The sequence below is a fragment of the Cloacibacterium normanense genome, assembly GCF_002943105.1.
In the GTDB taxonomy this organism is placed as follows: Bacteria; Bacteroidota; Bacteroidia; order Flavobacteriales; family Weeksellaceae; genus Cloacibacterium.
This window is the reverse complement of record NZ_PTPZ01000002.1, coordinates 149,582-168,636: the sequence shown is the minus strand read 5'-3', so window position 1 is coordinate 168,636 and position 19,055 is coordinate 149,582. Positions and strand designations below refer to the sequence as shown.

16 protein-coding genes and 2 pseudogenes are annotated in these 19,055 nt (G+C 32.9%); 6 read left to right on the top strand and 12 right to left on the bottom strand.

What is annotated here, in order from left to right:
* Positions 1 to 298: 298 nt before the first annotated feature.
* The 7 genes and pseudogenes from C3729_RS03785 to C3729_RS13170 form a co-directional block, all read right to left on the bottom strand.
* Positions 299 to 964, bottom strand: a complete 666-nt coding sequence (locus C3729_RS03785) for a response regulator (RefSeq protein ID WP_260204416.1) — start codon at positions 962 to 964, stop codon at positions 299 to 301.
* Positions 965 to 966: 2 nt separating this feature from the next.
* Positions 967 to 2,610, bottom strand: coding sequence for a tetratricopeptide repeat protein (locus tag C3729_RS03780; RefSeq protein WP_104792939.1), 1,644 nt, complete (start codon positions 2,608 to 2,610; stop codon positions 967 to 969).
* Between the two features lie 76 nt (positions 2,611 to 2,686).
* Positions 2,687 to 3,325 (bottom strand): peptide-methionine (S)-S-oxide reductase MsrA, encoded by a 639-nt coding sequence (gene msrA, locus C3729_RS03775; protein ID WP_104792938.1) that lies wholly within the window; start codon positions 3,323 to 3,325, stop codon positions 2,687 to 2,689.
* A gap of 42 nt (positions 3,326 to 3,367) precedes the next feature.
* On the bottom strand, positions 3,368 to 3,895 hold the full coding sequence (locus tag C3729_RS03770; RefSeq protein ID WP_104792937.1) for a DUF3575 domain-containing protein: 528 nt from the start codon (positions 3,893 to 3,895) through the stop codon (positions 3,368 to 3,370).
* Positions 3,896 to 4,017: 122 nt separating this feature from the next.
* Complete coding sequence (gene secA / locus C3729_RS03765; RefSeq protein WP_104792936.1) at positions 4,018 to 7,092, bottom strand: preprotein translocase subunit SecA; 3,075 nt, start codon at positions 7,090 to 7,092, stop codon at positions 4,018 to 4,020.
* A gap of 107 nt (positions 7,093 to 7,199) precedes the next feature.
* Positions 7,200 to 7,421, bottom strand: a complete 222-nt coding sequence (locus C3729_RS03760; RefSeq protein WP_002662059.1) for a DUF2795 domain-containing protein — start codon at positions 7,419 to 7,421, stop codon at positions 7,200 to 7,202.
* A gap of 248 nt (positions 7,422 to 7,669) precedes the next feature.
* A pseudogene (locus C3729_RS13170) lies at positions 7,670 to 7,753 on the bottom strand (NAD-dependent epimerase/dehydratase family protein); the annotation flags it as partial.
* A 177-nt stretch (positions 7,754 to 7,930) separates the two neighbouring features.
* On the opposite strand from C3729_RS13170, the gene C3729_RS03755 reads away from it, so the two are divergent.
* Positions 7,931 to 8,725 (top strand): DUF2797 domain-containing protein, encoded by a 795-nt coding sequence (locus tag C3729_RS03755; RefSeq protein WP_104792935.1) that lies wholly within the window; start codon positions 7,931 to 7,933, stop codon positions 8,723 to 8,725.
* An 87-nt stretch (positions 8,726 to 8,812) separates the two neighbouring features.
* Positions 8,813 to 10,930, top strand: coding sequence for a hypothetical protein (locus tag C3729_RS03750; RefSeq protein ID WP_104792934.1), 2,118 nt, complete (start codon positions 8,813 to 8,815; stop codon positions 10,928 to 10,930).
* Between the two features lie 43 nt (positions 10,931 to 10,973).
* On the opposite strand, the gene C3729_RS03745 is transcribed toward C3729_RS03750, so the two are convergent.
* From C3729_RS03745 to rplU, 4 genes are all read right to left on the bottom strand, one after another.
* On the bottom strand, positions 10,974 to 13,088 hold the full coding sequence (locus C3729_RS03745; protein WP_104792933.1) for a prolyl oligopeptidase family serine peptidase: 2,115 nt from the start codon (positions 13,086 to 13,088) through the stop codon (positions 10,974 to 10,976).
* A gap of 63 nt (positions 13,089 to 13,151) precedes the next feature.
* Positions 13,152 to 14,330, bottom strand: coding sequence for a T9SS type A sorting domain-containing protein (locus tag C3729_RS03740; protein WP_104792932.1), 1,179 nt, complete (start codon positions 14,328 to 14,330; stop codon positions 13,152 to 13,154).
* A gap of 131 nt (positions 14,331 to 14,461) precedes the next feature.
* Complete coding sequence (gene rpmA, locus C3729_RS03735) at positions 14,462 to 14,719, bottom strand: 50S ribosomal protein L27 (RefSeq protein WP_104792931.1); 258 nt, start codon at positions 14,717 to 14,719, stop codon at positions 14,462 to 14,464.
* 29 nt (positions 14,720 to 14,748) lie between these two features.
* Positions 14,749 to 15,177, bottom strand: coding sequence for a 50S ribosomal protein L21 (rplU, locus tag C3729_RS03730; RefSeq protein ID WP_104792930.1), 429 nt, complete (start codon positions 15,175 to 15,177; stop codon positions 14,749 to 14,751).
* A 126-nt stretch (positions 15,178 to 15,303) separates the two neighbouring features.
* Between rplU and C3729_RS03725 the strand changes: the two genes are divergently transcribed.
* Together C3729_RS03725 and C3729_RS03720 are read left to right on the top strand one after the other, a co-directional pair.
* Positions 15,304 to 16,416 carry an acyltransferase family protein gene (locus C3729_RS03725; protein WP_104792929.1) on the top strand — a complete coding sequence of 371 codons (1,113 nt, stop codon included), beginning with the start codon at positions 15,304 to 15,306 and terminating at the stop codon, positions 16,414 to 16,416.
* A 28-nt stretch (positions 16,417 to 16,444) separates the two neighbouring features.
* On the top strand, positions 16,445 to 17,023 hold the full coding sequence (locus C3729_RS03720; protein ID WP_104792928.1) for a tRNA-(ms[2]io[6]A)-hydroxylase: 579 nt from the start codon (positions 16,445 to 16,447) through the stop codon (positions 17,021 to 17,023).
* A gap of 52 nt (positions 17,024 to 17,075) precedes the next feature.
* On the opposite strand, the gene C3729_RS03715 is transcribed toward C3729_RS03720, so the two are convergent.
* On the bottom strand, positions 17,076 to 17,282 hold the full coding sequence (locus tag C3729_RS03715) for a hypothetical protein (RefSeq protein ID WP_133159935.1): 207 nt from the start codon (positions 17,280 to 17,282) through the stop codon (positions 17,076 to 17,078).
* Positions 17,283 to 17,417: 135 nt separating this feature from the next.
* Between C3729_RS03715 and C3729_RS03710 the strand changes: the two genes are divergently transcribed.
* Positions 17,418 to 18,047, top strand: a complete 630-nt coding sequence (locus C3729_RS03710) for a DUF502 domain-containing protein (protein ID WP_104793209.1) — start codon at positions 17,418 to 17,420, stop codon at positions 18,045 to 18,047.
* A gap of 92 nt (positions 18,048 to 18,139) precedes the next feature.
* A pseudogene (locus C3729_RS03705) lies at positions 18,140 to 19,055 on the top strand (tryptophanase); the annotation flags it as partial.

The following is a 19,055-nucleotide window of genomic DNA, read 5'->3' as shown; positions in this document are numbered from 1 at the left end:
AATCCATAATTTTGAAAGTACTGAAAAAAATAAATGGTGAGATTTCTCCCACCATTTCCCCGTTTAAAACTTACTCTACTCTCAATGCAAGTGTGTTGTTATATAAAAAGTTATTAGTTTAAAAATAAAATTTTGCATTTATTAAAAAGAGTATGTAGAAGATTACTTCTGCAAATGTAGACTGATAAAAATTTGTTTCATTACGGTTTTCCGTAATTGGGTTTTATTTTTTGTTTTTATATTGCCTAAATTTACTAATGAGGAGTTTTGTAAAATAATTTCGTAAAAAAAGGATTATTTAAATAATCCCCAAATCCTTACAAAGTACCACCATTTCCGTGTTATTTTTGGCGCTTAAACTTTCGCGGAGTTCACTTAATCTTTTTTCTATAGAACTTCTGCTGTCTGGTTTTATATTGGTGTTTTTAAAATGGTCTTCTATTTCTTGTTGACGCCAACCTTTAGCCAAAAGTTCTACCAAATACACATCATAATTGGTAAATTCAAATGAGTTATTTCTGATGGAATTAATGATTTCTTGAGGAATCACAATTTTGTTTTCAAAAACTTTTTTGATGGCACTTTTCAGTTCTTTACCATCATTTCTGCCTTTGCTTACAAAACCATTGATGTGATGTTTTTTAAAAAGTTCATCAATAATAGAAGGTTTTTTCTCGATAGAAAAAGCGATGATTTTAATATTGGGTTGCAATTGTCTCACTTCAGCGATGAGTTCTTGTCCAGAAGTCAATTTTTGCTCTCTGAAATCGGTGTCAAAAGATAAATCCGTAATGAGTAAATCATAAGGTTTTTCTTCTGAAATAGCAGTTTTTAGTTTAGAAACGGCATCATCACAATAACTTACAAACTCATAATCTGTAATTTGCAATTCTTCTAGAGTTTTGATGACTCCTAGATTTCTGATTTCGTGGTCTTCGGCTATTAGTACTTTATTAAACATCATTTTTAATGAATTGGAATAGATATATTTACTTGTAATCCTTTTTGTAGATTTTTTTCAAAATTAATATCTCCGCCAATGTTCTCAATACGGTTTTCCGTATTTTTGATTCCAGAAAGTTTTTTATTTTCTGCATTGCCCATTCCAAGGCCATTATCGGTGTATTTTATTTTTAAAATATTTTCAATTTTTTCAAATTTTACCGAAACTAATGTCGCTTGACTGTGTTTTTTCATGTTAATCATGAGTTCTCTAAGTGCATAGAAAATTTCTGATTGTATATTCTGAGAAACGTTTTGCCAAATATTCTGCTCGTTTCCTATGACTAAAACTTTTTGCTGAAGTGAAGAATAAGAAGAAATCATTTCAAAAAGCTTAACCGAAAATTCTTTTTTTATTTGTTTATTAATGTCTACATGAGCAATGTCTCTTGATTCTTCGTACATTTTTTCTAGTTTATCAAGGAGTTTTTCTTTGTCTAGCTCTTCTTGATTTTCTACTTCTACCATAGTTTGGTATAAACCATTGGCTACTACATCATGTATTTTTTTAGAATATTTAATTTGAGTGTTTTTTACCTCAATTTCTTTTTCTTGTTCCAGTCTTTTTTTTCTTCTTAAATACCAAAATAAACCAACCAATAAACCTGTGACGAGAAATGCAATCGCCACTTTTTGTCTAAAAATGTGATTTTCTTTTTCTATATTTTCTGTTTTGGCTTTTTCGGTTTCATAGCGAATCAGTGCAAATTGATTTCTGGCTTTTGCTCTAGCTGTTTGCAAACTGTCATTCAGTTTTTGATATTCGAAAAAATATTTTTTTGAGTTTTCTGATTTTTCTAAAGCGATTAATTTTTCTAGTGCTTCTAATCTATCATCAGGATTTTCTATTTTTAATGCAACTTCGTACATTTTTTTAGCATAAAAAATAGATTTTAGAGGATTTATTTCTTTATAATAGTCTGCTAAAGTTCCATAGCTGGAATTAAGTCCCCAATAATCTTTTAAAATCGTTCTAATGAGTAAAGCTTTTTGAAAATAAGGCAAAACTTTGGTGTTTTTGTTTTCTAGGTACAAGCATCTTCCCCAATTGTTTAAAGCTCTTGCGTAACTTAAGCTATCTTGGGTTTTCAATGCTTTTTTATAATATGTTTTTGCACTTTGGTAATTTTTTTGATCTAAAAAATTATTTGCAATATTATTATAAAATATGAGCTTAGATAAAGAATTATTAGATTGATTAAGAGCTAAGAAATAATATTTTTCTGATTTTTTGTAATCCTTTAATTCAACATGTGCCAGTGCAAGATTATTATAATTAGATGACTTAATCTCTCTTGTAATCTCGTCATTCTTTTTGAGATATTTTTCCGCTTCTAATGAAGTTTCAATTCCTCCAAAATTATCACCTTTTTCTGTTTGAATAATGGCCATATTGACAAGACATTTAGCTACAAAGATGGAATCATTTTTTTTCAAAAAATCATCCTTTGCTAATGCATAATAAATATAAGCAGAGTCTTTTTCGCCAGCATCTCTCAAGTCTGTGGCTTTTAAATACGTTTTATTTTTTGCAGAATCAGATTCTACAGTGTTTTTAATGCAGGAAAATATAATGGTTAAAAATAAAAGTGGAATTAGTTTTTTCAACGGGAAAATTTTTACTCTAAATTACAAAAAAAGAGCAGACTTTTTAGTCTGCTCAAAAGTTAAATTTTTCAATTCTTTATTTCAATAACCCAAGTTCGCCGAAATGTTTTTTGAATTTGGCTACTTTTGGACCTACTACAGCGCTGCAATATGGCTGATTAGGATTGATTTCAAAATAATTTTGGTGATATTTTTCTGCGCCCCAGAATTTTTCAAAAGGAACGATTTGAGTAACATATTTTCCGTTCCATTTTCCAGATTTTTCTGAATTTTCCATAGAAACTTGTGCTTCTTCTTTTTGTTTTTCAGAATGATAGAAAATTACGGAACGGTATTGTGTGCCGATGTCTTCACCCTGTCTGTTTAATTGTGTAGGATCGTGCAGGAACCAAAAAGATTCTAACAATTGTGAAAAAGAAATTACAGAAGGATCAAAGGCGATTTGTACCACTTCTGCATGACCTGTTTCTCCTGTGCAAACTTCTTCGTAAGTAGGATTTTCTTTATGACCACCAGAATAGCCAGAAGTTACAGATTCTACACCCTTCAGCATATCAAAACATGCTTCTACACACCAAAAACAACCGCCACCAAAAGTAGCATATTCTAGATTTTTGTTTTCCATTTTAAGATTTTTTTTCTTTGAAACTTTATTTTCTTGTCCGTTACAAGAAATCAGTAAAATACTCATCAAAAATATAAAAAACTTTTTCATTTAGAAATAACGTTGTTGTTTTAATTTTTATTTTAATAATAGTTAAAATCTTTTGCCAATTCCTAACATTCCTGTGGTGTTTACTTTATTTTCGCCTCCAAAATTTCGTCCTAATCCTGTTCCGATTTCTAAGACAATGTCGTTTTTTACCACCCATTTTCCTCCAAATTTAAATCCGACACCAAAATTGGTTTCTTTTTCTGTAGTATACATCGTGTATCCTCCATATTGAGAAGAAACATAATAAGATTTTTCTACATCTCCACTGTTAATGCTGCAATATCCGCCAATATAAAAACCATTGGCTCTTTTTTTACCAAAATAATAATTATAATAAGGTGTTATACTGAACCCATTATTATCTTCTATTATATAGTCATCAAGAAGAAAAGAAGTGGTTACTCCAATTCCTGAATTTTCTGAAATAATTCTTTCGTATTCTACATTTACAGCTCCTAAAACTAATGCAACAGGATTTATCACAATGTCATTTGATTTTAAAGTTGTAGAATTTTGAGAAAATGTAAACGTGCTAACAGCTAGAGTAAAAATTGTAATCAGTTTTTTCATTGTATTGTTTTTAATTACTGCTAAAGTATTAAAATTTTTCTCAGAAAATCTTGATTGTAATCAATTTCAAAAAAAAACCGAAGAATTTCTTCGGTTTTTTATCAATATATGTATTTTTGGTCTTAAGAAGTTGGGATTTCTCCTTTGAATAAGAAAGAAATAATTTCTTTGTTTACTTTATCCATCATTTCGCTGAACAAATGGAAAGACTCTTGTTTGTAAATTACCAATGGGTCTTTTTGCTCATAAACTGCACCTTGTGAAGATTTACGTAAATCATCCATTTCTTTAAGGTGATGTTTCCAGTTTTCGTCTATAATGGTTAAACAGATATTCTTCTCGAAATCATTAATCATAGATTCGCACTGTGTTTCATAAGCTTGCTTAAGATCAGTAACGATGGTAAGTGTTTTGGTTCCGTCAGAGAAAGGTACTTGTACGTTTTTGAACATGTGACCTTGCTGTTTAAACACATTTTCTATGATTGGGAAAGAGTTTTCTTTCAATAAAACCAATCTGTTTTTGTAGTCTTCTTCAGCTTTTTTGAAAACGATATCTGTGATTTCTCTTTCAGTTTTTGCTTTGAATTCAGCTTCAGTAAGTGGAGCCTCCATTGTGAAGAATTTGATGATTTCGTATTCAAATTCTTTGAATTGGTTGCCCCCTTTTGTATTGCTTACGATAGATGCTGCTACATCATAAATGGTATTAATGATGTCATATTTTAAATGGTCGCCAAACAATGCATTTTTTCTACGTTTGTAGATTACATCACGTTGTTTGTTCATTACATCATCATATTCCAGCAATCTTTTTCTGATACCGAAGTTGTTTTCTTCTACTTTTTTCTGAGCTCTTTCGATAGATTTGGTAATCATAGAGTGCTGAATAACTTCGCCTTCTTTGTGTCCCATTTTATCCATCATTTTTGCGATTCTTTCAGAACCGAAAAGTCTCATTAAGTTATCTTCCAGAGAAACATAGAATTGCGAACTTCCTGGGTCTCCTTGTCTACCAGCTCTACCTCTTAACTGTCTGTCTACACGTCTAGAATCGTGTCTTTCTGTACCTATAATTGCTAAACCTCCGTTTGCTTTTACGTCTCCTTGCAATTTAATATCGGTACCACGACCAGCCATGTTGGTAGCAATGGTTACTACACCAGCTCTACCAGCTTCAGCTACGATGTCTGCTTCTTTTTTGTGCAATTTCGCATTCAATACATTATGCGGAATTTTTCTTAATTGAAGCGCTTTTGACAAGAACTGAGAAATTTCTACAGAAGTTGTACCTACTAGTACTGGTCTTCCTGCCGCTGTAAGTCTTTCGATTTCGTCAATTACAGCATTAAATTTTTCTCTGTTGGTTTTATAAACTAAATCTTGTCTATCATCTCTGATGATAGGTCTGTTGGTAGGAATTACTACTACGTCTAATTTATAAATTTGCCAGAATTCGCCTGCTTCAGTTTCTGCAGTACCCGTCATCCCAGCTAATTTATTATACATTCTGAAGTAGTTCTGTAACGTAATGGTAGCGAAAGTTTGAGTAGCTGCTTCGATTTTTACATTTTCTTTAGCTTCAATCGCTTGGTGAAGTCCGTCAGAATAACGTCTTCCTTCCATGATACGTCCAGTTTGCTCGTCTACAATTTTTACTTCTCCATCGATGACTACATATTCGTCATCTTTTTCAAATAATGTATATGCTTTTAACAACTGGCTTAACGTGTGTATTCTTTCAGATTTTACAGCATAATTTCTGAAAAGTTCTTCTTTTTGAGCAAATTCTTCTTCTTTAGTAAGATTTTTTGCCTCTAGTTCAGCAATCAAGGTTCCGATGTCTTCTAAAACGAAGAAATTGGCATCTTGGTTCCCTTGAGACATATATTCTACACCTTTGTCTGTAAGGTCTATTTGATTATTTTTCTCGTCGATTACAAAATAAAGGTCTTTGTCTACAATACGCATTCTCTTGCTATTGTCTTGCATGTATTCCCCTTCTGTTTTTTGTAAAAGCACTCTTATTCCTTCTTCTGAAAGGAATTTGATGAGGTGTTTGTTTTTAGGCAAACCTCTGTAAGCTTGCAAAAGTTTAAACCCACCGTCTGTTTTATTACCTGCTGCAATTAATTTCTTCGCTTCGGTTAATAAATTAGAAACGATTTGTTTCTGAACGGCAACAATTCTATCTACAGATGGTTTTAACACATCGAATTCCTGTCTGTCACCTTGAGGCATCGGCCCAGAAATAATCAATGGAGTTCTCGCATCATCAATTAATACTGAGTCAACTTCGTCTACAATTGCAAAATTTAATTCACCTTGAACTAATTCTTCAGGCGAAGAAACCATGTTGTCTCTTAAATAGTCAAAACCGAACTCATTATTGGTTCCATAAGTGATATCTGCTTGATAAGCTTTTCTTCTTGCATCTGTATTGGGTTGATGTAAATCGATACAATCGATGCTTAAACCGTGGAACTGATAAATTGGTCCCATCCAAGCCGAGTCTCTTTTTGCCAAATAATCATTCACAGTAACTACGTGAACACCACGACCAGGAAGTGCATTTAAGTAAATAGGTAGCGTTCCTACTAAAGTTTTACCTTCACCAGTTGCCATTTCGGCGATTCTACCACTGTGAAGTGCAACCCCACCGATAAATTGAGTGTCATAGTGAACCATGTCCCAAACTACTTCTTTACCAGCAGCATCCCATTTATTTTTCCAGAAAGCTTTGTCTCCTTTAATTTCTACAAAATCTTTAGCAGCAGCTAATTCTTGGTCATGCTCAGTTGCTGTAACGGTAAGTCCACCATTTTGAGCCAATCTTCTTGCAGTTTCTTTGATAACCGCAAAAGCTTCTGGAAGAATATCGTTCAAAACTTTTTCTTCAATTTGATAAGAATCCTTTTTCAGCGCTTCAATTTGCCCAAAAAGTTTTTCTTTTTCGTCTATGTCAGAAGATTTTGCAATTTGCTCATGAACTTCTACTACCTGATTGGTAATGTGTTCTGTAGCTGCATCAATTTTATCTTTGAATTCTTGAGTTTTTGCTCTCAATTCATCATCCGAAAGCTCGGCAATTGCTGGCTCTACTTTCTTAATTTTGTCTACAACTTTTTTGATTTCTTTGAGGTCTTTAGCGTTTTTGTCGCCTAAGAATCCTTGAAGAACTTTATTTAAAAAACTCATAATAATTGCTTTTGGCTAGTAGCAAATTGCTTCAGCCATATTAATGTTAAATTTATAAAAATTCAAAAAAAAGCCGATTGCCGATTGCCGACAGCCGACTGCATTTTTTAGTATTCGTCTTCGTTCCAGAGGAAGTCTTCGTCTGTAGGATAATCACTCCAGACTTCTTCTATGCTTTCATAGATTTCTCCTTCGTCTTCAATGGCTTGAAGATTTTCTACTACTTCCATTGGTGCACCTGTTCTAATAGCATAATCGATAAGCTCTGCTTTAGTCATCGGCCAAGGTGCGTCGCTTAAATATGAAGCTAATTCTAATGTCCAATACATAATATTTAAATTTTTTGCAAAAGTATAAAATTAGGTGAGATTTCAAAATTTTTCTATCTGATTTTCAACAGATTTATAAAATCTAAACTTAATTTTTAATAATGTTCTAATATAATTGTTTTATCTGTTTCTCAAAAACCATTCCACAAAAATTTTTATGCCATTTTGGTATTTTGTTTTGGGTGAATAGTGAAATTAGTTATCGCTTTGACTTAAAAATTTAAGGAAATATAAAGCTTTTATTCAAAAATGACAAAATGTCCATCTTTCAACAAATGTTCTACCAAATGTGAACCAATAAATCCAGAACCGCCTGTTACTAAATAATTCATTTGTGCGTTTTACAAAGAATAGCAAATTTAAGAATTTGGAAATGATTATGGTCAAATATAAAATAAATTTTTGCGCAGATTGAGCAAATTAGGCTGATTCTTTATAATTATGCTCAATCAGTAAAATCAGCGAAACATTTAATATCTTTTTCCTTATTTTTACTCAAAATTTTCGCAATGCAATTTAAAGGACAAATTCTCAAAATGTCTTCCGTTCTCGGGAATCCAATTCAGTATTACCTCAATCTTTCAGGAGATTTAATTTCTATGAATCAGCTATTTGGTAAAAATTTTACAATAAAACATGTTGGCTATCAGTGTGTAGAATGTGGTAAAGATGAAAAAATCTATAGAATGGGATTTTGTAAAAAATGTTTTTTCGAAAGTCCTTATGCAAGTGATACGATTTTGAAGCCAGAACTTTCTACAGCACATCTTGGGATTGAAGAGCGTGATTTAGAAATAGAAAAAGAGATACAATTGCAGCCGCATATTGTTTATTTGGCTTATACAGGTGATGTAAAAGTTGGGGTAACGCGCGAAAGTCAAGTTCCAACTCGTTGGATTGATCAAGGTGCGACTTTTGCCTTGCCGATTGCAAAAACTGAAAACCGCTACGAAGCGGGAATGATAGAAGTAGAGCTCAAAAAACATATTGCAGATAAAACCAATTGGAGAAAAATGCTTCAAGACGACAGAGAAAGCGATGTAGATTTATTGGATTTTCGCAACCAGATTGCGGAACTTTTTCCTAAAGATTTTAAAAATTTTTCGATTGATGGTCAAGAAATGGTGCGTTTAGACTTTCCGTATGAACCGCCTGCGAAAATTAATTCTTTCACCCTAGATTCTAAACCAGAGTTTGAAGGGGTGTTAAAAGGAATTAAAGGACAGTATTTGTATTTTAATGAAGGAGATTTTATCAATGTGAGAAGCCACGAAGGTTATGTGATTGAACTTGATATTCAATGATATAACTGAATTATAAAACTTAAAATAAAATAAGAAAATGCTGTAATCTTGTAACCCAAAAAGCTAATAACCAAATACTTTTGCTCTATGAAGAGAGCTTTACGAATTCTATTTTCCGTTATTTTTGGGTTTGCTGTGCTTTTGGTTTCGGCAAATCTGTATTTCCATTATTGGTTGCAGCATCATTTGCCGCAGTACATCGAAAATAAATCCCCGTATCATATTCATTATCAGAATTTAAACATAGAATTTGTAAGCGGAAATATTTCTGCAAGTAAACTTAAAATTACTCCAAAAATCACAGATAATCAAAACGTTTTACAGCTTAACGGAACTGTAGATTCTCTTTTTATTTCAAATCTAGGGATTTATGATGCCATTCTAAATAAGAAAATTAATGCTAAATACTTAAAGCTTTTTCGTCCAAATCTTCAGATTGTTCTACCTGAAAATCAACAAGGTGATAAGAAAAATAAGCAACCTTTGATTTCTAAAAATTTGATGATTGAAAACGGCAATATTGAAATTTTAAAATTTGATAAAAGTAAATTTTTGTCAATTGAAAATTTAAGTTTAAATATTGAAAATCTGAAACTTACAGAGAAAGAGGTGTCGCGTAAATTGCCCATTGTTTTTGACCAATATTCTATAAAAAGTAAAGCATTTCAATTTTATCCAGATGAAGTGTATCACATTTCAGCTTCCGAAATTAATACAGAAAATGGACAAATGTCTGTTACAGATTTTTCAATGAAACCTTTGATGAATTTTTCTGAATCTTCGAGAAAATTCCCTAGAAAATCACTTTTGGATATTTCTTCTCAAAAAATGAATTTCAAAGATATTGTGCTGAAGAAGAATAAAATCAGTTTGTCTGAAGTTCGGTTTTCTGAACCGAATTTAACGATGTATACATCTGAAAATCAGAATAAAAACAAAAATAAACCTTTTATTTATACTGTTGAATTACAAAATGTTTTCTTTGATAATGGAAAAGCAAAAATTATCAAAAACGGACAAAACAAATTTTCCGTAGACAATGTGAATGCTCATTTTGAACAATTGGTTTTAGATGAAAAAAATCCCAAAAATGAATTGCCTTTTCGATATGAAAATCACCAAATTTCGGGAAGAAATATATTTTTAGATGCTGGAAAATTCTATCAGTTGTTCATTAATAATGCTGATTTTCAAAAAAATTCTATGGATTTAAGAGGATTGCATTTACAGCCCAAGTTTACTAAAACCCAATTTACTTCTAAAATTTCTACCGAAAAAGATTGGTATAATGTAAAAATTGCACAAACGAGAATTACTGATTTTCATTGGAAATTAAAAGATAGCCAACCGAAAATAAATGTTGATAATGTAATGATTATCAATTTACAAGCTCAAATTTATAGAAGTAAAAGTCCTAAAGATGATCTAACTAGAAAAAAACTTTACAGTGAATTGCTCCGTTCCATAAAATTTCCTCTTTTGGTGAAAAATTTGAACATTAGAAATTCAAATTTTGTTTATGAAGAAGATTTGCCGAATGGAAATAAACCTGGAAGATTGACGTTTAGCCAATTTAATTTAAATGCACAGAATCTGAATTCAAATAAAGGTTTCAAAAATACGGTTGTTCCGATTAAAATTCACACCCAATTTATGAATGTAGCGCCTATGAAAGTAAACTGGAGTTTTGATACGGCAAATCTTCAGGATGACTTTTCGATTTCAGGGCAAATTAATGATTTACCAGCCGAAAGTATTAACGCTTTTGTTACACCCTATTCTCATAAAAAAGTAGAAGGGAATATTCACGAAGTGCGATTTAATTTCAAAGGAAACAGAAATGAGATTTCTGGAAATTACACGATGAAACATGAAAATGTGAAGGTGACGGTTTTAGATGAAAAGACGAGAAAAGAGAAGAAATTGATGAGTGCCGTTACAAATTTAATCGTCCGAACCAATTCTAAATCCGAAACAGAAAATGTAGAAGTTCACACCACTAGAAATCCTACGAAGTCATTTTTTAATTTGCTTTGGAAAGGAGTAGAAGAAGGTTTAAAGAAAACTTTGGTGGGTAAAAATGTAGAAAAAATCGAGAAAACGGTAAAACAGGTAAAGCAAAAGTTAGGTTTGCAAGATTCTGGAAATCAAAAAGAAAAGTCTAAAAAAGAAAAAGGATTTTTAAAAAATTTATTCAAAAAATAAACCGCAGAAATTTCTGCGGTTTGATTTTATGGTAGATTAGTAATTATTTTTTCAATTCTTTAATTCCCATTTCATAGAGTGCAAAACTCATCAAATCTGTGTTTTCGCCGATGACTTGGTCTGTACTTCTACCAGCTCCGTGTCCTGCATTTACTTCAATTCTGATTAAAGCAGGGTTGTTACAACTTTGTTTTTCTTGTAATTCTGCCCCGAATTTAAAAGAGTGCGCCGGAACTACTCTGTCATCATGATCGCTCGTGATAATCATCGTAGAAGGATAACAAACGCCTTTTCTCACATTGTGAACTGGTGAATAAGATTTCAAATATTCGAACATTTCTTTTGAATCTTCCGCTGTTCCGTAATCGAATGACCAACCAGCTCCTGCTGTAAATTTATTGTATCTCAACATATCAAGAACACCAACCCCTGGGAAAGCTACTTTCGCTAAATCAGGTCTCATCGTCATAGTTGCGCCAACTAATAAACCACCGTTTGAACGACCAGAAAGTGCCATGAATTCTGGCGAAGTGTAGCCGTTTTTCTGTAAATATTCACCCGCAGCTATAAAATCTTCAAAAACATTTTTCTTTTGCATTTGTGTTCCTGCAACGTGCCATTTTTTGCCATATTCGCCTCCTCCTCTAAGATTCGGAACGGCATAAATTCCGCCATTTTCCATCCAGATTGCATTCACTACTGAGAAATTTGGAGTTACAGAAATATTGAAACCGCCGTAACCGTATAAAATAGATGGATTTTTACCGTTTAGTTTAATTCCTTTTTTGTAAGAAATCATCATCGGCACTTTTGTTCCATCTTTTGAAGTGAAAAATACTTGCTCAGAAACATAATCTTCTGGATTGAATTTTACATTTGGTTTTTGGTAAATTTCAGAAGTTCCATTTTCTACATTAAATTTATAAGTAGTTCCCGGCGTGATATAATTGCTGAAAGAGTAATACAATTCTTTTGCAGTTTCTTTGCCTCCAATATTAGAAGCGGTGCCAATTCCAGGAAGAGTGATTTCTCTAATTAATTTACCGTTATAATCAAACTGTTTCATGTAAGAGACAGCATCTTTCATATATTTAGCGAAGATATAACCACCACCAGTTGAAGCGCTTAGAACGTTTTCGGTTTCTGGGATAACGTCTGTCCAAACAGAAGGGTTTTTAATGTCAAATTTCTGCAATTTCATATTTGGAGCATTTTTATCGGTCATGATGTAGATAAAATCTCCTTTGGTGTCTAAAACATCGGTATTGTAATCATATCCTTTTTGAATAGCAATCCAATCTGTATTGTTTTTAAGGTCTTTGACGTACAATTCATTTCCGTTGGTTGCAGTTGCAGCACTTAGAATCAAGAATCTTTCGTCATCTGAAACGCCAATGTTCATGTATCTGCGTTTGAAATTTTCATCGCCGATGATATGTTTGTCTTCAGATTGCTTGGTCCCTAATTTATGGAAATAGACTTTGTGCATGTCTGTTTTTACAGAAAGTTCAGAGCCTTGTACTTTTCCGTAACTAGAGTAGAAAAAACCTTCGTCTCCCAACCAAGAAGCGCCAGAAAATTTAACATCGGTAATGGTTTCGTCTATTTTTTCTTTGGTAATTGCATTGATGATGACAATTTTTTGCCAATCGCTTCCTCCTTCAGAAATATTGTAAGCTGCAAGTGTTCCTTTTTTGTTAAAAGACAAGCCAGACATAGAAGTAGTTCCTTTTTCTGAAAATTTATTTGGGTCAAGGAAAACTTCGGTGTTGCCATTTTTATCTGTTCTGTAGAGTACAGATTGTGCTTGTAAACCGTCATTTTTGTAGAAATATGTATAATCTCCTTCTTTAAATGGAGCTGAGATTTTCTCGTAGTTCCAAATGTTTTTTAACTGTGCACGAATTTCTTCACGAAACGGAATTTGACTAAGATAATTTTGTGTAAAAGCCACTTCACGCTGAACCCAATCTTTAGTATCTTCAGCACGATCGTCTTCTAACCATCGGTAAGGATCTGCTACTTTAGTCCCAAAATATTCGTCCGTATGTTCTACTTTTTTGGTTTCAGGATAGTTCAATGAATTTTTCATAACTTGTGATGAGCACGAGGCGAGGAATAATCCCGCTAATGCCATAGTGAATGTATTGATTTTCATTTGTTGAGAATTTTCTCAAAAATAAATAAAAAAAACCGAAGAAGTTCTTCGGTTGGTGTGGAATTATTTTTTTTCGACTTTAAAGTTTTTAAAACCTTTATCATTTTTGATGACTAAGTAGTAAATTCCTTTAGGATAAGAGGTTATGCTAATCTTGTCTGTGTTAGGAATACTTTGCAAAACTTTTCCAGAAGAATCGATTAAGGTTAAGTGGTATTTTTCTGAATTTTTGCTTTGCACATAAACATAATCACTACTTGGATTAGGATAAATATTTACCGAAAGTTCTGGTTTCATAATGTCATCTGTGGCTAATCCTGAAGATGTAGCTAGCCAAATTACAGAATTAATTAAAAGAGGTCTGTGATTTCCTGAAGCATCTGTGAAATAGCCATCATACAATGTGTCTCCAGTATCACCAGTTCCATCATCAGGAACAGAACTGTCTCCTAATGCACAGACTTTCCCAGCTCCGTAAGTTGCAGTAGCAAACATTACATTGGTGGTTCCTGTGGTTGAAGCTCCTGTTTTAAAAACCAAACCTTGAACGGAAGGATTAGCGGTTTTATTAAGCATCATACTTGCACCCGCAGAAAACTGCATAGCTCTAGGAGTTCCAGCACTTCCATTTAAAATAGTATTAGAGGGAATATTCGCAAAATTAGTAGTGGTTTGTGAAAAACTTACTACATCAAAGGTAATCCCGAAAGGATTGGCAACTACAGAATTGGTAGAAACTAAATCGTTCCAAATGGCTGGAGAATCCCAACCGTCACCATTTCTATCACTATTGTCATGGTCGGCAATCATATAAAGTCCGCCTCCGTTTTTCACGAAATTAATAATAGCGTCTTTTTCTGCCATCGTAAATTGGCTATTTGGCTCGGTAACGATAAATACTTTGTAATTAGATAAATCTTGGTCGTTATTTGGATTTCCATAAGAAATTACACCTTCTGTTTTTGGGAGTGTTTCTACATAGTATCCTTGTTTTACTAAATCAATTGCCCATGCACTTATTCCGCCAGTCCAATAAGTTTCTGAGGTAGAAGCGGTAATTCCGCTTTGTGCAGGAGTGGGAATTCTTTGTGGATTAGATTCTCCACCAGATTTAGAATCTGCATCAATTACCCAATCTGCGTTTCCTGCCATTTCGGCTTTTGTAGCATCAAATAAAATTTTGATTTGGGCATTGGTTGATAAAAATAAAATGCATGCAATAGTTGATAATATTTTCTTCATAAAAAGTTTAAATAAAAAGGGTAGCGAAGTTACAGATTTTCAAGGCAATGACAAAGAAATTTTTTGATGAATAATAACATAAAAAAACCTCAGCGAAAAGCTGAGGTTTCTAAATTTTTATAACGCTTAAATTATGCGTTTGGTTCTACAGATACAAAAGATCTGTTGTTTGCTTTCTTAGTAAAAACTACTTTGCCGTCTACTAATGCATGCAAAGTGTGGTCTTTACCCATTCCCACGTTTTCACCTGGGTGGTGTTGAGTACCTCTTTGTCTTACAATAATATTACCAGCAATAGCGTTTTGTCCACCGAAAATCTTCACACCTAATCTTTTAGAGTGAGATTCTCTACCGTTTTTGGAACTACCAACTCCTTTCTTGTGTGCCATTTTATTTTAAGGTTTTTTGGTTTTTAAAATTAATCTTCAGTGTCTTTTTTTGCAGTTTTCTTAGCAGCTGGTTTTTTAGCTGGTTTTTCTTCTGCTACTACTTCTTCAGTTGTTTCTTTTTTGGTAGCTTTTTTAGCTTTTGGAGCATCTGCACCACCAATTGATACAATTTGAATTTGAGTTAATTGTTGTCTGTGACCATTTTTCACTTTGTAACCTTTTCTTCTTTTCTTTTTGAAAACGATTACTTTATCTGCTTGTACATGGTCTAGGATTTCTGCTTGAACAGAAACACCCTCTACAGCTGGGGCACCTACAGTGATTGCTCCGTCAATAGTAAGAAGAACTTTGTCAAAAGAAACTTTGTCTCCTTTTTCTCCTTTTAGACGGTTTACAAACAACTTTTGGTTTTGCTCAACTTTGTATTGAAGCCCTGCTATCTCTACGATTGCTAACATTGTTTATAATTTTTTTAGTTAATTCAGGGTGCAAAAGTAAGAAATATTTTTGAGTTATCCACAATAATGCTAAAATTTTTTATTTACACTGATAAATTGTAAATTTGAAATTACTTAATAAACTATATGAAACGAGACCTCTACATTGATTTTGCCAAAGGCTTGGCTACTCTTTCTATTATTTTTATTCATACCGCTTTTTGGAGTGGTCAACTTTATCTTCCTTCGGAAGTGAGAACGCTGAGTTTACTCATAGACGTTCCGGTGTTTTTTGCTTTAAGTGGCTTAACTTCTGGGAATAATGTAGAGAAAACTTTGTACAGATTGCTGAAACTTCAAGTCACCTATATGATTTTCGTGACGTTCTTATTTTTCTTGGATGGATTTATGAAACTCGGAATTTTTAATATTTTTGGAGCAGAAAGAATGCAATCTTATTACACCGTTTTCGGAACTAAATATGGTGTACCTAATCTAGATTCAGCATTTAATTGGGATATGCTTGGCAATTGGTGGCTTCATAGTTATAGCAATTGTGATAGTTTTCCTGTGGTGATGGGAAGTTTTTGGTATCTTAAAGTCTATTACATTGTAACTGTTTTTGGAGTTTTAGCCTTGAAATTTTTCCCAAAACATATCAAATGGTTAATAGGAGTTTGTTTAGCGCTCACTGTTTATTTCAATATTGATAATGATGTGATGAAAAACTTTGCGCCATATTATCCGAGCGGACAAGTTGGTTATGTTGCTTTTTATCTTGCCATTTTCTTAATCGCCACTCAATTAAAAGGAAAAAAAATTAAAAATGTTTTTGTTCCTGTTTTGTATGGATTGGTAGCTTTGAGTTTGGTTTTGGTTTTCTGGTATTTTGGGAACGAAGTTTTCTATAAATTCAATAAGCAAAAGTTTCCGCCAAAAATTCCTTACATTGTTTGGAGTTTACTTTCTTTGGTGACCATTTTTGTATTGTATAACCGATTGAAAATCACCAAAGACAATTTCATTAACTACATCGGGAAAAATGCTATTTTCTATTATTTTGCGCAAGGAATGAGCTCTTCAGTAGTGTATTTTTTAATTCCGCCTCTTAAAGACAGCGTAAATATTTGGATTTTGATGGTGATTGTATATGTTTTGAATGTGATTTTAGCTATTCTTTTTGCAGAAGTTTTGAAAAAAGTAGACGATTACGGCTGGAAAGTTTTAGAATTTCTAAGAAAGAAAACTGCCGAGAATTAATGTAAATTTGCAAAAAATTAGAAATAAAATGTTCAAATTAAAATTACCTACAGATCCACGTTGGGCAAATATAGCAGAAGGAAATTTAGAAGAAATCCTTACAGATCACGCTTGGTGCGAACAAAAAGCTGCCACTAATGCGATTGGTTTAATCACCATGATTCCTGAATATACAGAAATTGTGACCGAACTTTTGGCAATTGCACAAGAAGAAATGGACCATTTCAATCAAGTTCACGAAATCATCAAAAAGAGAGGTTATATTTTAGGAAGAACCAGAAAAGACGATTATGTAAATCAACTTTTTAAATTCATTATTCAAGGAAGTAGAGAAGATTTAATTATAGATAAAATGCTTTTCGCAGCGATGATTGAGGCGAGAAGTTGTGAGCGTTTTAAAGTTTTGACAGAAAACATAAAAGATGAAGAGCTGAAAGAATTCTACAAAGAACTCATGATTTCTGAAGCCAATCATTACACCACTTTCATCGGTTTCGCAAGACAATTAGGCGACCCAGAAAAAGTAAACAAACGCTGGGAAGAATGGTTAGAATATGAAGGCGAAATCATAAAATCTTACGGAAATAAAGAAACCATTCATGGTTAAAAATAAAAAAGCTCATCAATTTTTGATGAGCTTTTTGGTGAAATTAAAGGGATTAATCTTTGTTGCCACTTCTTGATACAATCGCGATAATTGCAATAAGAGCTACTGCTCCTATAACCCAATAAAGCGGATTAGTGTACCATTCTTCTGTGGTGGTAGTGGTAGAAGTGGTTACTTCTACTGCTTTTTCTTGAGCAAATGCTAAAAAGCTTACCAATAATGCAAATAAACTTGCACTCATTTTCTGTAAATTTTTCATAGGTCTTGTGATTTAATAGTTGTTAATATTTTGGTGTGGTAAAAGTAGAATGAAACATTAAAATTTAGTTTACATTTTTTATCAGAAAGTTTATGAAATTATTATCTTTACTGCGATATTTTTAAGAAAGTGAGAATTAAAAAGCCAAAACCCGAAGACTACTTAAATCTTTTCGTGAAATCTTTCTTGAAAGGACTGATTATCATTGGTCCTATCGCCGCGACTTTGTATCTCATTTTTTTGGTTTTTGACACGATTGATAACATTATTCCGTTTGAAAAATTCTTCCCTTTCCTCAATAGAACTGGAGTTGGTTTTTTGTCTTTGATTCTATTTATTTCTGGAGTAGGTTATTTCTTTAACAAATTTGTTTTTGGGAAAGTCGTTTTCGAGAGTTTAGACCATTTTTTAGAAAAAACACCAGGAGTAAAACATATTTACACACCTACTAAAGATGTAATGTCTTCATTTGTAGGAGATAAAAAGAAATTTAACACGCCAGTTTGGGTAAAAACCAATGAAAATCCAGAAATCTGGAGAATAGGATTTTTGACTCAAAAAGAAATGGGTGAAGTAGAAAAACACAATTTTGTGGCGGTGTATTTGCCTCATTCTTACGCTATTTCTGGCTGGGTAATTGTCACTGAAGAAAAAAACATAAAACCTGTAGTGGGAATGAACGCTGCCGAAGCTATGAAATTTGCAGTTTCTGGTGGAGTGGCAGGTTTCCACAGTGATAAAAACGTTTTCAAAGCACCGGAATGAGATTTAGGTAAAGACAAAGGTTTAGAAATTTAAAATTTTGTCAAAAAATGGTAGTGTAATTCACTCAACCTCAACCTTAATCTTAATCTAAAATGAAACTTCCTTACGCAGAACCCTTCCGCATAAAAATGGTGGAAGAAATTTCGCAATCTACACGCGAACAAAGAGAAATTTGGCTTCAAGAAGCACATTATAACTTATTTAATTTAAAATCCTCTCAGGTTTTTATCGATTTGCTTACCGATTCAGGAACGGGAGCAATGAGTGATAAACAATGGGGAGAACTCATGACAGGAGATGAATCTTATGCAGGTTCTCGCTCTTTCGAAAAACTCCAAAAACAAGTCGAAAAATTAACGGGATTTCAGTTTCTTTTACCCGTTCATCAAGGTAGAGCAGCAGAAAATGTGCTTTTTTCTACGATGATTAAAGAAAATGACATGATTCCTGGAAATTCTCATTTTGACACGACTAAAGGACATATAGAATTCAGAAAAGCTCATGCCGTAGATTGTACGATTGATGAGGCTTTTGATATAGAAAATCTTCATCCTTTCAAAGGAAATTTAGATGTTCAAAAATTAGAAAAAGTTTACCAGTCTTATCCAAAAGAACAAATTCCGTTTTGTTTGATTACCGTTACTTGCAATACTTCTGGCGGACAACCTGTTTCTTTGGAAAATATAAAAGCGGTTAAAAAACTCTCGGATCAATACGGAATTCCGGTGATTTTTGATGCTGCGAGATTTGCTGAAAATGCTTATTTCATCAAACAAAGAGAAGAAAATTACAAAAATTGGAGCATCAAAGAAATCTGTAAAGAAATGTTTTCTTACGGAATTGGGATGACCATGAGTTCTAAAAAAGATGGTTTGGTGAATATTGGTGGTTTTATCGCTTTAAATGACGAGGGAATTTTCAGAAAAGCGTCTAATTTTACCATTATTTATGAAGGTTTTATCACTTACGGTGGAATGGCGGGAAGAGATATGGCTGCACTTGCGCAAG

Coding starts and splice junctions, on each gene's coding strand:
- C3729_RS03785 (WP_260204416.1), bottom strand. CDS start 964: ATGATGTTTAATAAAGTACTAATAGCCGAAGACCACGAAATCAGAAAT.
- msrA (WP_104792938.1), bottom strand. CDS start 3,325: ATGAAAAAGTTTTTTATATTTTTGATGAGTATTTTACTGATTTCTTGT.
- C3729_RS03770 (WP_104792937.1), bottom strand. CDS start 3,895: ATGAAAAAACTGATTACAATTTTTACTCTAGCTGTTAGCACGTTTACA.
- secA (WP_104792936.1), bottom strand. CDS start 7,092: ATGAGTTTTTTAAATAAAGTTCTTCAAGGATTCTTAGGCGACAAAAAC.
- C3729_RS03760 (WP_002662059.1), bottom strand. CDS start 7,421: ATGTATTGGACATTAGAATTAGCTTCATATTTAAGCGACGCACCTTGG.
- C3729_RS03755 (WP_104792935.1), top strand. CDS start 7,931: ATGCAATTTAAAGGACAAATTCTCAAAATGTCTTCCGTTCTCGGGAAT.
- C3729_RS03750 (WP_104792934.1), top strand. CDS start 8,813: ATGAAGAGAGCTTTACGAATTCTATTTTCCGTTATTTTTGGGTTTGCT.
- C3729_RS03745 (WP_104792933.1), bottom strand. CDS start 13,088: ATGAAAATCAATACATTCACTATGGCATTAGCGGGATTATTCCTCGCC.
- C3729_RS03740 (WP_104792932.1), bottom strand. CDS start 14,330: ATGAAGAAAATATTATCAACTATTGCATGCATTTTATTTTTATCAACC.
- rpmA (WP_104792931.1), bottom strand. CDS start 14,719: ATGGCACACAAGAAAGGAGTTGGTAGTTCCAAAAACGGTAGAGAATCT.
- rplU (WP_104792930.1), bottom strand. CDS start 15,177: ATGTTAGCAATCGTAGAGATAGCAGGGCTTCAATACAAAGTTGAGCAA.
- C3729_RS03725 (WP_104792929.1), top strand. CDS start 15,304: ATGAAACGAGACCTCTACATTGATTTTGCCAAAGGCTTGGCTACTCTT.
- C3729_RS03720 (WP_104792928.1), top strand. CDS start 16,445: ATGTTCAAATTAAAATTACCTACAGATCCACGTTGGGCAAATATAGCA.
- C3729_RS03715 (WP_133159935.1), bottom strand. CDS start 17,282: ATGAAAAATTTACAGAAAATGAGTGCAAGTTTATTTGCATTATTGGTA.